We start from the raw sequence: 12,035 nt of genomic DNA, 5'->3' as shown, positions 1-12,035 counted from the left end.
CTACAGATTGCCGCGCTTGTCCTGCTCGCGCTCGATCGCCTCGAAGAGCGCCTTGAAGTTGCCCTTTCCGAAGCCCATCGAGCCGTGCCGCTCGATCATCTCGAAGAAGACGGTCGGCTTGTCCTGGACCGGCTTGGTGAAGATCTGCAGCAGGTAGCCGTCCTCGTCGCGGTCGACGAGGATCTTCTCCTCGCGCAGGATCTCGACGGGCACCCGCGTCTCGCCGGCCCACTCGCCGAGCGTGTCGTAGTACGAGTCGGGGGTGTCGAGGAACTGGACGCCCGCGGCGCGCATGGCGCGTACGGACTCGACGATGTCGTTCGTGGCGAGCGCGATGTGCTGGACGCCGGCGCCGCCGTAGAACTCCAGGTACTCGTCGATCTGGGACTTCTTCTTGGCGATGGCCGGCTCGTTGATCGGGAACTTGACCTTGAGCGTGCCGTCCGCGACGACCTTCGACATCAGCGCGCTGTACTCGGTCGCGATGTCGTCGCCCACGAACTCCTTCATGTTCGTGAAGCCCATGACCTTGTTGTAGAACGCCACCCACTCGTTCATCCTGCCGAGCTCGACATTGCCGACGCAGTGGTCGACGGCCTGGAAGGTCCGCCTGGCCGGCGGCTCGACGATCGGGTCGGCCGCGGCGAAGCCGGGCAGGTACGGACCGTCGTAGCCCGTGCGCTCGACGAGCGTGTGGCGGGTCTTGCCGTACGTGGCGATCGCGGCGCGCACGACGGTGCCGTGCTCGTCCTTGGACTCGTACGGCTCGGTGATGCCGCGGGCGCCGTGCTCGACGGCGTACGCGTACGCGGCGCGGGCGTCCGGGACCTCGATGGCGAGATCGACGACGCCGTCGCCGTGCTCGGCCACATGGTCGGCGAGGAAACGGCCCCAGTCGGTGGAGACCTTGATGACGGAGGTGAACACGAAGCGGGCGGAGCCGTTCGTGAGCACGTAGGAGGCCGTCTCGCGGCTGCCGTTCTCCGGGCCCGAGTAGGCCACGAGCTTCATGCCGAAGGCCGTCGAGTAGTAGTGGGCGGCCTGTTTGGCGTTGCCCACGGCGAAGACGACCGCGTCCATTCCCTTCACCGGGAAGGGGTCGGCCTCGCGCGCGGTGTCGGGGGTGGTCTGGATGTTCGCAGAAGTAGCTGCCATGGCCAGAGGCTCTCTCCGAACCACAAGATGCGCAATAGTTCGTGATTCCGATGGTCAATCTGCTCAGCGGATCGCCATTATGGGCGGGCGATCTGTACAGGATGACCACCCGGAGGCCCGTATGGCGATCGATCATCTGGACGGGCAGCTGATCCTGCTGCTCGCGCGCGAGCCCCGGATCGGGGTCCTTGAGGCGTCCCGGCGCCTGGGGGTCGCGCGCGGCACCGTGCAGGCGCGCCTCGACCGGCTTCAGTCGAACGGAGTCATCCGGGGCTTCGGACCCCAGGTGGATCCGGCGGCCCTCGGCTATCCGGTCACGGCCTTCGCCACGCTGCAGATCCGGCAGGGCCAAGGACCGGACGTCAGGGCGCACTTGACCACGGTCCCCGAGGTCCTCGAACTCCACACGACGACCGGCACCGGCGACATGCTGTGCCGTCTCGTGGCCCGCTCGAACGCCGATCTCCAGCGTGTGATCGACCGGGTCGTGGGATTTGATGGCATCGTCCGGGCTTCCACCGCGATCGTCATGGAAAATCCCGTTCCGCTGCGGATCATCCCGCTCGTGGAGCAGGCCTCGTCGGATTCCTGACGCGCACGTCCTCGACGCTCACGGAGTCCGCCCGGACGAGGTGAGTGCCGGCGCTGCGTCTTCCCGGGGACAACCCCGGGCCACCGGCTGAAGCCGGCCGGACGTCAGCCCGGCGAAAGGAGGCGAGGCCCGTGAACTTCTGGGACTACATCAGCGCGGCCCATCAGCAGCTGCTGGCGGACGCCTACCAGCACGCCAGCGTGGTCTTCCAGTGCATGGTCGTCGCGACCGTCATCGGCGTGGTGATCGGTGTGGTCACCTACCGCAGCGACTGGGCGGGCAACCTCGCCACCACGACGACCTCGACCATCCTGACGATCCCCTCGCTCGCCATGATCGGTCTGCTCATCCCGATCGTCGGCCTCGGCGTCCCGCCGACGGTCATCTCGCTCACCCTGTACGGGCTGCTGCCCATCGTGCGGAACTCGATCGTGGGCCTGCGGGGCGTGGACCCCTCCCTGATCGACGCGGCCCGCGGCATCGGCATGTCCCGCATGGCCCGGCTCGCCAAGGTGGAGCTGCCGCTCGCCTGGCCGCCGATCCTCACCGGGATCCGGGTCTCCACCCAGATGCTGATGGGCATCGCCGCCATCGCGGCCTACGCGTCCGGCCCCGGGCTCGGCAACGAGATCTTCCGCGGCATCGCGTCCCTGGGCAGCAAGAACGCACTGAACCAGGTGCTCGCGGGCACGGTCGGCATCATCATCCTCGCGCTCCTCTTCGACGCCGCGTACGTCCTCATCGGCCGCATGACCATCCCGAGGGGGATCCGTGTCTGACTCCTTGCCCCAGACCCCCGCGGCCGCCGCCACGGCGACGGCCACCGCCGATGGCGGCGCCGGGGAGCACGGCTCCACGACCGGGGCGACGATCGAGCTGGAGAACCTCACCAAGCGCTACCCCGGATCCGCCGCGCCCGCCGTGGACAACGTCAGCCTGGAGATCAAGGCGGGCGAGACCGTCATCTTCGTGGGCCCCTCGGGTGGCGGCAAGACCACCCTCCTCAAGATGATCAACCGGCTCATCGAGCCGACCAGCGGCCGTATCAGGATCGGCGGCGAGGACGTCACGGACATGGACCCGGTGAAGCTCCGGCGCAAGGTCGGCTACGCGATCCAGTCCTCGGGCCTCTTCCCGCACATGACGGTCGCGCAGAACATCGCCCTGGTGCCGAAGATGATCGGCTGGTCCAAGTCGAAGATCAAGGCGCGCGTCGAGGAGATGCTGGACCTGGTCGGTCTCGATCCCGGCGAGTTCCGCGGCCGCTATCCACGCCAGCTCTCCGGAGGCCAGCAGCAACGCGTGGGCGTGGCAAGGGCGTTGGCGGCCGACCCGCCCGTACTCCTGATGGACGAGCCGTTCGGCGCGGTCGACCCGATCACCCGCGACCACCTCCAGGACGAGCTGATCCGCCTCCAGCGGGAGCTGCACAAGACGATCGTCTTCGTCACCCACGACTTCGACGAGGCGATCAAGATCGGTGACCGCATCGTGGTCCTGCGCGAGCGCTCGCACATCGCCCAGTTCGACACCCCCGAGGCCATCCTCACCAACCCCGTCGACGACTTCGTGTCCGGCTTCGTCGGCGCGGGCGCCGCCCTCAAGCGCCTCAACCTCACCCGCGTCCGGGACGTGGAGGTCACCGACTACCCGACGGTGCAGGTCGACGACCCCCTCCAGACCATCTTCGACAAGCTGCGCGACGCGGGCACCAACGAGCTGCTCCTGCTCGACAAGCGGCGCCGCCCCTACAAGTGGCTGCGGCGCGGTGACCTGATGCGCGCCAAGGGGTCACTGGCCCGCGCGGGCACCCTCGTGCACGACACGGTGACCCGGGACGCGACCCTGCGCGACGCGCTCGAAGCAGTCCTGACCGACAACGCGGGACGCGTCGCGGTCACCGGGCGGCGCGGTGAGTACGAGGGCGTCGTCGACATGGAGACGCTGATGAACTCCGTACACGAACTCCTGGACGCCGACCGGCTCGAGGCCGTGGAGCACCAGCACGAACTGGAGGAACTGCGGGCGCAGCAGACCCATCAGGAGCAGGAAGGCGAGGGGGGAGGGCTGAAGGCGTGAACACCCCCAAGTCGCCCCCGGACCAGCGTCCGGAGGGCGAGCACGAGGTGAAGGGCGTCGCGTTCCGCGACGAGGGCGAGGCCGAGCAGGAGGCGCCGCCACCGCCGCCGGTCCGCGAGAAGCGCCGGATCTCCTGGCAGAAACTCACGTTCCTGCCGGCCGTGATCGTGGCCGTGCTGCTGGCCACCTGGCTCTGGTTCCAGCAGGCCACCCTGGACACGATCACCGAGAACGCCATCTCGGGCGGTCAGGTGTGGAAGCTCGTCAAGCAGCACATCTACCTGACGGTGGTCTCCACGTTCTTCGTGCTGATCATCGCGATCCCGCTGGGCATCCTGCTGACCCGCAGGATGTTCCGCAAGGCGACCCCGGTCGCCCTCGCCTTCGCCAACATGGGCCAGGCCACCCCCGCGATCGGCCTGCTCGCCCTGCTGGTGATCTGGCTGGGCATCGGCCGCCGGTCGGCCCTGATCGGCATCATCATCTACGCGATCCTGCCCGTGCTCTCCAACACCATCGCGGGCCTGAAGGCGAACGACCCCACACTCCTCGAATCGGCGCGCGGCATCGGCATGTCACCGTTCGGCGTCCTCACCAAGGTCGAACTCCCGCTGGCCGTACCGCTGATCCTCGCGGGCGTGCGCACGGCGCTCGTCCTGAACGTCGGCACGGCGACCCTCGCCACGTTCGGCGGCGGTGGCGGACTCGGCGTCCTGATCACCACCGGCATCACCAACCAGCGCATGCCGGTCCTGGTGCTCGGCTCGATCCTGACCGTCGCGCTGGCCCTGCTCGTGGACTGGCTGGCGTCGCTCGCCGAACTCCTCTTGCGGCCACGCGGACTGGAGGTGCGGACATGAGGCGTACGTACCGTGCGGCGGCGGCAGCGGGCCTCGTCGCGTCACTGCTCGCGGGCTGCGGACTGACCAGCGGCAGTCCGCTGGTCGACGACGTGAAACCGGGCTCGATCGGCAAGGGCGAGCCGCTCAGGGGCGCCAATATCACCGTCACGTCCAAGGAGTTCACCGAACAGCTGATCCTCGGCGCCATGATGGGCATCGCCTTCAAGGCCGCCGGCGCCGACGTCCTCGACCGCACCGGCATCCAGGGTTCCATCGGCGCCCGCGAGGCCATCAAGAGCGGTGAAGCGGACGGGATGTACGAATACACAGGCACCGCCTGGATCACCTACCTGGGCCACTCCACCCCTATCCCGGACCCGCAGGCCCAGTGGCAGGCCGTGCACGACGCCGACCTCAAGAACGGCATCACCTGGCTGCCGCCGTCCGCGCTCAACAACACGTACGCGCTGGCCATGAACGAGGCCAACTTCAAGAAGTACGGCACGAAGACCCTCTCGGACGTGGCCGCCCTCGCCAAGAAGAACCCCAAGGCCGTGACGCTCTGCGTGGAGAGCGAGTTCGCCAACCGTGCGGACGGGCTGCACGGCATGGAGAAGGCGTACGGCATGAAGATCCCGACCGCGAACGTCACGCAGATGGACACCGGGATCATCTACACGCAGGCCGCGAAGGGCACCTGCACGTTCGGCGAGGTCTTCACGACCGACGGCCGCATCAAGGCCATGAACCTCAAGGTGATGGCGGACGACAAGCACTTCTTCCCGAACTACAACGCGGCCCCGGAGATGAACACCAAGTCCCTGGCGAAGTATCCGGCGATGGCGGAGGTCATCGAGCCGATCACGAAGAAGCTCAACAACACGGTCGCGCAGGAGCTGAACGCGAGGGTCGACGTCGACGGCCAGGACCCGCACAACGTGGCGAAGGACTGGCTGGTGAAGGAGGGATTCGTGACGGAGTGAGCGGGCCCTGTGCTCCCCCTGTGCCTAGCAGCTGGGGACCTTGCCCCCGTCGCCCTTGTCCAGGGCCGTCAGCGCCGAGACCGCGCCCTTGAGCGTCGTCACAGGGATCAGCCGCATGCCCTTGGGCGCCTCGGCCTTGGCGTCCCCGCACTCCGCCTCCGGCACCAGGAACACCTTGGCTCCGTCGCGCCAGGCGGCCTGCGTCTTGAGCGACACCCCGCCGACGGCGCCGACCTTCCCGGCGGCGGTGATGGTGCCCGTACCGGCGATGGAACGGCCGCCCGTGAGATCGCCCCCGCTGCCGTTGCCGTCCAGCTTGTCGACGATGCCGAGGGAGAAGAAGAGCCCCGCGCTGGGCCCGCCGACGTCAGCGAGCTGGAGGTCCACCTTCACCTCGTCCGGGGACTTGCCCAGAAAGCCGAGCGCGGCCGCGGTCGCGGAGTCCTGCGACTTCTTCATCTCGCCGAGGTTGTGCTGCTCGATCTCCTTGGTGGAGTCGCCCGCGGGGTATACGGCGTCGCGGGGCATGACGGCACGGTCCGTACGGAACCAGCTGTCGACGAGGTCACCCAGGCTCACCTCCGCATCGGGCCCGGTGGCGACGATCGTCACCATGCGCAGCTTCCCCGTGGTGTCCCGGGTGGGCGCACCGGAGATCTCGATGACGGGCTTCCCCCTCGAATCCCCGAGCACATCGGTGGTCGGCCCGGGCTGAGCGATGGCGAACGGCAACGGCGCAAACCCCGCCACGGCCAGCAGAGCCACCACAGGCAACGCACAAACGGCAAGGGCCTTGGGCCGAGAAATCCGAGAGAGAAGCACGGCCCCAATCTAACGCGAGGACCAGCCGCGACGGGGGCGCCCCATTGGGGGCGCGGGGAACTGCGCGACCAGCCACACCCGACCCGCAGCCAACAACCGACCGGCCACACCCAGGGGCGCGGGGAACTGCGCGACCAGCCACACTCGGCCCGCAGCCAAGAACGGACCGGTTGTTCAAGGGGCGCGGGGAACTGCGCACCCAGCCGAGACGAACCCGCAGAAGACAACGGACCGCCGCCGACAAGGGGCGCGGGGAACGGCGCAAAACGCCCGGCACTGATACCCCGCACGAATACCCGGAACGCAGCGCGCCTAGCGCAACGCGTCGGCAACCTCCCGCGCCGCATCAAGAACCCGCGGCCCCACCCGCTCAGGGACGGAGTCCGAAAGCATCACCACTCCCACACTCCCCTCGAGCCCGCTCACCCCCACCAAGGGCGCCGCAGCGCCACAGGCACCGGCCTCGAGCTCCCCATGGGTCAGCGTGTAACCGGGCTCAGGCGCCAGCCCCTGCCGCGCAGCGAGTATGGCGCGCCCCGCGGCCCCCCGGTCGAGCGGATGCCGGAAACCGGCCCGGTACGCCACGTGATAGTCCGTCCAGGTCGGCTCGACGACGGCGACGGCGAGCGCTTCCGAGCCGTCGACCAGCGTGAGATGCGCGGTGGCCCCGATGTCCTCGGCAAGGGATCGCAGCGCCGGCAGCGCAGCCTCCCGTACCAGCGGATGCACCTGGCGGCCCAGGCGCAGCACGCCGAGCCCCACCCGCGCCCGGCCTCCGAGGTCGCGTCGGACCAGGGCGTGCTGTTCGAGCGTGGCGAGCAGGCGGTACACGACGGTGCGGTTCACGCCGAGCCTGTTGGACAGCTCGGTGACCGTCAGCCCGTGGTCGGTGTCGGCGAGCAGCTTGAGGACACGCAGTCCCCGGTCGAGCGTCTGGGAGGTCTCCGCGGTCACGACGCCCACTCCTTAGTGGTGAAGGCGGCGGCCCCCTCCGCGGCGGTTGCGACGCCGGCCCCGTGGGCGACGCGCGTCAGAGGCCGCCGGTCGGCAATCGACCCGGTTCGGATGGTCCCGGGCGGAGGCGCATGGCGCACCGGCTGCGCTCCGCGGCGGCTCTGCCACGGGGCGTGTGCGTTGCCGGGAATGTAGCGAGGTCGTCCCGCTCAGCGGAAGACTCCGTCCAGAATCCGGGCAGTAACTATCCTGACCTGTACCGATTGCCCCGTTACGCGGGGCGCGATCAACGGAGCGTGCACCACGTCTGCACGTAGCGCACACGACTCCCGGCACGCGCGACCCGTCCCGGCGAGAGCCTCATGAACCCCACGGTCAGTCACAGAGGCCCCGCCCAACGCCCCTTGAGGGACGTCACTTCATCCGGGTGGCCCACTCCTGGACCTTCGCGATGCGCTGCCGCAACTGCCCGGCCGTGGCCTCCGCGCTCGGCGGCCCTCCGCACACCCGCCGCAGCTCGGTGTGGATGACACCGTGCGGCTTACCGCTCTGATGTACGTACGCCCCGACCATCGTGTTCAGCGACTTGCGGAGTTCGAGGAGCTCCTTGTGCGAGACGACGGGCCGCCGCTCGGCGGGCATCTCGAGGAGATCGGCCTCGCTGTCGGGCTTCTTCTTGCTGTGCGCGATCTGCCGGGCCTGCCGCTTCTGGAGCAGCATCTGCACCTGGTCGGGTTCGAGGAGCCCGGGAATGCCGAGGTAGTCCTGCTCCTCCTCGCTCCCCGGGTGGGCCTGCATGCCGAACTCGGCGCCGTCGTAGAGGACCCGGTCGAACGTGGCCTCGGACTCGAGCGCCTCGAAGGAGAACTGCTCCTGCTCCCCCGTGTCCTCGTCCTCCTGCTTGTTCGCCTCGTCCATCTCCTGCTCGGACTCGGCGTAGGGGTCCTCCTCCCCGTCCTTCTTCGGCTTGTCGAGCACGTGGTCGCGCTCGACCTCCATCTCGTTCGCGAAGCCGAGGAGGTCGGGGACGGTGGGCAGGAAGACGGACGCGGTCTCGCCGCGCCGCCGCGAACGTACGAAACGGCCCACGGCCTGCGCGAAGAAGAGCGGGGTCGAGATCGTCGTCGCGTAGACGCCCACGGCGAGCCGGGGCACGTCGACGCCCTCGGACACCATGCGGACGGCGACCATCCAGCGGTCGTTGCTCGCCGAGAAGTCGTCGATCCGCTTCGACGCGCCGGTGTCGTCGGACAGGACGGTGGTGGGCTTCGTACCGGTGATCTCCCGGATCAGCTTGGCGTAGGCGCGGGCGGAGTCCTGGTCGGCGGCGATGACAAGACCCCCGGCGTCCGGGATGCCCTTGCGGACCTCGGTGAGCCGCTGGTCGGCGGCGCGCAGCACGCTCGGCATCCACTCGCCGCGCGGGTCGAGGGCCGTGCGCCAGGCCTGGCTGACGGCGTCCTTGGTCATGGGTTCGCCGAGCCGGGCGGCGATCTCGTCGCCGGCCTTCGTGCGCCACCGCATGTTGCCGCTGTAGGAGAGGAAGATGACGGGCCGCACGACGCCGTCCCCGAGCGCGCTGCCGTAGCCGTACGTGTAGTCGGCGGAGGAGCGCCGGATGCCGTCCCTGCCCTCCTCGTACTGGACGAAGGGGATGGGGTTGGTGTCGGAGCGGAACGGCGTACCGGTGAGGGCGAGGCGGCGGGTCGCCGGCTCGAAGGCCTCCAGGCACGCCTCACCCCACGACTTGCTGTCACCGGCGTGGTGGATCTCGTCGAGGATGACGAGGGTCTTGCGCTGCTCGCTGCGGTTGCGGTGCAGCATCGGCCGCACGCCCACACCCGCGTAGGTGACGGCGACGCCCTGGTACTCCTTGTTGAGCGGACCCGCGCTGTACTCGGGGTCCAGCTTGATGCCTATGCGCGCGGCGGCCTCGGCCCACTGCTTCTTCAGGTGCTCGGTCGGCGCGACCACGGTCACCTGCTGCACGACATGGTGGTGCAGCAGCCAGGACGCGAGGGTGAGCGCGAACGTCGTCTTGCCGGCGCCCGGGGTGGCGACGGCGAGAAAGTCGCGCGGCTGCTCCTGGAGGTACCTCTCCATGGCCCCTTGCTGCCAGGCACGCAGCTTGCCCGCGGTGCCCCAGGGGGCGCGGCCGGGGAAGGCGGGTGAGAGGTGGTGGGAGGAGGAAGAGGCGGTGGCGGCGGTGGTAGTCACGGTCTCCGGGTTCGACGGGCGCGGGAACGGGGCGACGAGGCGGGTTACGCGGATGGGGACGGGGCGACGAGGCGCGGGACGGGGCGGTGATCGAAGCGGTCGGGTACGTACGACAACCGGGCCACCCTACCGGTGGCCCCCTCACTTCCCGGGGCAGACTCGGGGGCTCGGGCACTGGATGCGACGGGCCTCACATCTGCTGTGCGACGGCTCTCACACCCACTGTCCGACGGCCCGCAGACCGGCCGTCCGGGGGTCCGCAGACCGGCTGACCGGGGGTCCGCAGACCGGCCGTCCGAGGCTCCGCAGACCGGCTGACCGGGGGTCCGCAGACCGGCCGTCCGAGGCTCCGCAGACCGGCTGACCGGGGCTCCGCAGACCGGCCGTCCGAGGCTCCGCAGACCGGCTGACCGGGGCTCCGCAGACCGGCCGTCCGAGGCTCCGCAGACCGGCCGTCCGAGGCTCCGCAGACCGGCCGTCCGAGGCTCCGCAGACCGGCCGTCCGAGGCTCCGCAGACCGGCCGTCCGAGGGTCGGCACGTCCGCCGTCCGACGGCTCTCACATCCGCGGTCCGACGGTCCTCACACTGCCCCTCAGCGCCACTCGCGCCTCAGCACCGCTCGGTCCCTACCCGCACCGCTCGGTCCCTACCCGCGCCGCTCGGCCTCTACTTGCGCCGCTCGGCCCCTACCCGAGTCGCCACCCACGCCCCCGCCAGGGCCACCACGGCCATCGGCAGGAACACCGCCGCGAACGCCGCCGGGTGCGACCCGCCGGCCGCCGTGGCGCCGTGCGCGGCCCCCACCGCCCCGCCCCCGAGCGCGGCGAACGCGGCCCCGCCCACGGCCAGCAGGACGACGTTCGAGAGGCCGTCCGAGATCTGCAGCGCGGCCGAGTTCGCCCCCGCCTCCTCCGGCGCGGACAGCTGGAGCAGCAGCACGCTCGTCGACGAGATCACCAGACCCATCCCGAGACACCCGAAGCCCCACGCCACCGCCACGATCCACACCGGTACGGCCTGGATCAGCACGCTCGGAGCGGTCACGATGGCCGCGGCCACCAGGACCATCCCGCCCGCCATCATGCGCTCCCGGTACGGCTCCAGGCCCGGCCGGGACTGCACGTACGAGCCCAGCGCCCAGGTGGCCCCGCCCACCGCCAGTGACAGCCCGGCCATCATCGGCGAGAGCCCGCGCTGCGTGACGAGCATCAGCGGTACGAAGGACTCCGCCGCGATGAAGGACCCGGCGGCGACACCGCGCAAGAGGACGACGGCGGGCAGCCCGCGGGCGGCGCGGTACGTGCCCCGGGGCAACAGCCCGAGCACGGCCGGCACGAGCAGGGCGACGCCCACGGCGCCGGGGAGAAGGGACACCCAGGCCAGGTCCTGGGCGGCGTACTGAAGGAATCCGGCGCCGAAGGAGATCCCGAGAGCGAGCCGGATACGGCGCCGGTCGACGGCGCCCGGGACGGCGCCTTCGGCGGGCCCGGAGGCGCGGCGCCGGATCTGCGGCAGCGCGAGCGCGAGCGGGAACACGACCAGCACGGGGATCCCGATGAACACCCACCGCCACCCGAGGTGCTCGGTCACGGCGCCGGACGCGAGCGGCCCGACGACGGAGGGAACCACCCAGCTCGCGGCGAAGGCGGCCATGATCGCGGGCCGCAGCCGCTCCGGATAGGCGCGGCTGACCACGACGTACAACGCCACGATGACCAGCCCACCCCCCAGCCCCTGCACGGCCCGCCCGGCGATGAACATCCACATGGACGCCGCGGTACCGGCGAGCAGCAGCCCGGCCGCGAACGCCGCGATCCCCGCCCCCAGCGGCGCCAGCGGCCCGCGCCGGTCGGCCCACTGCCCGGACAGCACCATGCCGAAGAGGCTGGTGGTGAAGTAGGCGGAGAAGGCGAAGGCGTAGAGCGACACGCCGTCGAGCTCACGCGCGGCGACGGGCATGGCGGTCCCGACGGCGGTGGCCTCGAACGCAATGAGTAGAACGACGGAGACGATGCCGATGCTGAGGGCGCGATAGCCGCGCCCGAGCACGCCTTCACCGGTCCGTACGCCGGAAGCGAGGCCGGCACCGAGGTCGGCAGTGAGATCGGCGGGTCTGTCGAGGGAGACGTCGGAGGCGACGTCGCGGGCGACCTCGGCGTCACCGGGCGGTTCCAGGGCGGTCATGCGTTTCAGAGTAAGGGGCACGACACTGTTTGGCCCCTGTCGGTGGTCCCCGTCCTCCTGGTCCCTTGGTCGTACGACTCCTCGTACGACGCCCCGCCCACCATGAACGCCGTGTGGCAGTCACATTGCGACCCACGCGATGCTCTAGGCGCGGCGGAAGACGGGCCGTACGGTCAAGACATCGAGTTCAACGAACCTTGTTCCGA

Annotated in this window: 10 protein-coding genes; 5 read left to right on the top strand and 5 right to left on the bottom strand. The window is 70.1% G+C overall.

Annotated features, from left to right (window positions below; genetic code table 11):
- Positions 1–1,155 carry a 4-hydroxyphenylpyruvate dioxygenase gene (gene hppD / locus ACZ67T_RS24805; RefSeq protein WP_469986953.1) on the bottom strand — a complete coding sequence of 385 codons (1,155 nt, stop codon included), beginning with the start codon at positions 1,153–1,155 and terminating at the stop codon, positions 1–3.
- Between the two features lie 121 nt (positions 1,156–1,276).
- Between hppD and ACZ67T_RS24800 the strand changes: the two genes are divergently transcribed.
- The 5 genes from ACZ67T_RS24800 (at position 1,277) to ACZ67T_RS24780 (ending at position 5,651) form a co-directional block, all read left to right on the top strand.
- Complete coding sequence (locus ACZ67T_RS24800; protein ID WP_100594293.1) at positions 1,277–1,747, top strand: Lrp/AsnC family transcriptional regulator; 471 nt, start codon at positions 1,277–1,279, stop codon at positions 1,745–1,747.
- A 131-nt stretch (positions 1,748–1,878) separates the two neighbouring features.
- Entirely contained in the window at positions 1,879–2,526 is a 648-nt protein-coding gene (locus ACZ67T_RS24795; RefSeq protein ID WP_469986951.1) for an ABC transporter permease, read from the top strand.
- Between the two features lie 91 nt (positions 2,527–2,617).
- Positions 2,618–3,826 carry a betaine/proline/choline family ABC transporter ATP-binding protein gene (locus tag ACZ67T_RS24790; RefSeq protein ID WP_469987268.1) on the top strand — a complete coding sequence of 403 codons (1,209 nt, stop codon included), beginning with the start codon at positions 2,618–2,620 and terminating at the stop codon, positions 3,824–3,826.
- A complete protein-coding gene (locus tag ACZ67T_RS24785; RefSeq protein ID WP_469986950.1) occupies positions 3,823–4,686 on the top strand; it encodes an ABC transporter permease in 864 nt (287 codons plus the stop codon). The genes ACZ67T_RS24790 and ACZ67T_RS24785 overlap by 4 nt, the downstream gene beginning before the upstream one ends.
- Positions 4,683–5,651: a glycine betaine ABC transporter substrate-binding protein gene (locus ACZ67T_RS24780; RefSeq protein WP_469986948.1), complete on the top strand. Its 969-nt coding sequence runs from the start codon at positions 4,683–4,685 to the stop codon at positions 5,649–5,651. Before ACZ67T_RS24785 ends, ACZ67T_RS24780 begins: the two co-directional genes overlap by 4 nt.
- Positions 5,652–5,675: 24 nt before the next feature.
- Here the strand turns inward: ACZ67T_RS24780 and ACZ67T_RS24775 are convergent, their stop codons facing one another.
- The 4 genes from ACZ67T_RS24775 to ACZ67T_RS24760 form a co-directional block, all read right to left on the bottom strand.
- A complete protein-coding gene (locus ACZ67T_RS24775) occupies positions 5,676–6,416 on the bottom strand; it encodes a S16 family serine protease (protein WP_469986946.1) in 741 nt (246 codons plus the stop codon).
- 369 nt (positions 6,417–6,785) lie between these two features.
- Entirely contained in the window at positions 6,786–7,427 is a 642-nt protein-coding gene (locus tag ACZ67T_RS24770) for an IclR family transcriptional regulator (RefSeq protein WP_469986945.1), read from the bottom strand.
- A 414-nt stretch (positions 7,428–7,841) separates the two neighbouring features.
- The gene (locus ACZ67T_RS24765) at positions 7,842–9,644 is read right to left on the bottom strand and encodes a DEAD/DEAH box helicase (protein WP_469986943.1); all 1,803 of its coding nucleotides are present in this window, start codon (positions 9,642–9,644) and stop codon (positions 7,842–7,844) included.
- Between the two features lie 667 nt (positions 9,645–10,311).
- Entirely contained in the window at positions 10,312–11,829 is a 1,518-nt protein-coding gene (locus ACZ67T_RS24760) for an MFS transporter (protein ID WP_469986942.1), read from the bottom strand.
- Between the last annotated feature and the right edge of the window lie 206 nt (positions 11,830–12,035).

The sequence above is a fragment of the Streptomyces sp. NPDC107517 genome, assembly GCF_055582645.1.
The sequence above is the reverse complement of the archived record's forward strand: the minus strand, read 5'-3'. Positions and strand labels throughout refer to the sequence as shown.